Below are 882 nucleotides of genomic sequence, written 5' to 3'. Positions count from 1 at the left end.
TGGCAGGAGCGGGCGGGGTGGCAGCCGCGGGAGGGGGCGAAGGATCCGCTGCCGGAGGAGCTGGCGGCGTCGATGGACGATGAAACGATCTTCGGAAAAGTCGTACATAGACTAACCATGGGGGAAGCGGTCAACAGGGGGATCCTGGCGCGGTATCAGATCATCGTGGTGGAGATCCCCGATCCTTACCTGACGCCGGAGCGCCTGAGCGGGCCTGAGCGGAACGAGGAGGAGGTACGGGGGTTGCGGCTGGGCGCCGTCCAGGCGGCGATGATGCGCACCGCGACGGAGCACCGTCTCCGGACCATGATCACTTTCCATCGCAGGACCGTGGAGGCCGAGGCTTTCGCGGCCGGGCTGCCGAAGGTGGCCGCGCAGCTGCATGCGGACATGCCGGGCTTCTACCCGGATCCTGAGGATGTGTGGGTGGACTGGTTGTGCGGGGAGCACCCGGCGGACGAACGGCGCAGCGTGCTGGGGGAATTCGGCAGCTGGCCGGGTGTGGCGGTGCTGTGCAACTGCCGGGTGTTGGGCGAGGGTGTGGATGTGCGGGCCGTGGACTCGGTGGCCTTCCTGGACCCGAAGGGCTCCCCCGTCGAGATCGTCCAGGCCATCGGGCGGGCGCTGCGCAAGAAGCCGGAGGACGACAAGCTCGCCTCCCTCGTGGTCGTGTGCTTCACCCGGCCTGGGGAGAGCGAGGAGGACATGGTGACCTCCGCCTCCTACCGGCCGTTGGTGCGGGTGCTGCAGGGCCTGCGGGCCCACGACGAGGAGGCCGTCGACATGCTCGCCCTCCCCACCACCAACACTCCCAACGCCGCTCCGGTGCGGATCGGCACCGCGCCGGGCGAGGGCGAGGAGGAGAGCCGGCTGCTGGTGCGG

Annotated in this window: 1 protein-coding gene; it reads left to right on the top strand. The window is 69.5% G+C overall.

Annotation, left to right across the window (positions count from 1 at the left end; all coding sequences use genetic code 11):
• Nucleotides 1-72: 72 nt before the first annotated feature.
• The coding region (locus ADK60_RS23795; protein WP_353651771.1) for a helicase-related protein at nucleotides 73-882 on the top strand (810 nt) is incomplete at its 3' end.

It is taken from the genome of Streptomyces sp. XY431, from assembly GCF_001279805.1.
GTDB lineage: Bacteria > Actinomycetota > Actinomycetes > Streptomycetales > Streptomycetaceae > Kitasatospora > Kitasatospora purpeofusca.
This window is presented reverse-complemented; position numbering and strand designations above follow the sequence as displayed.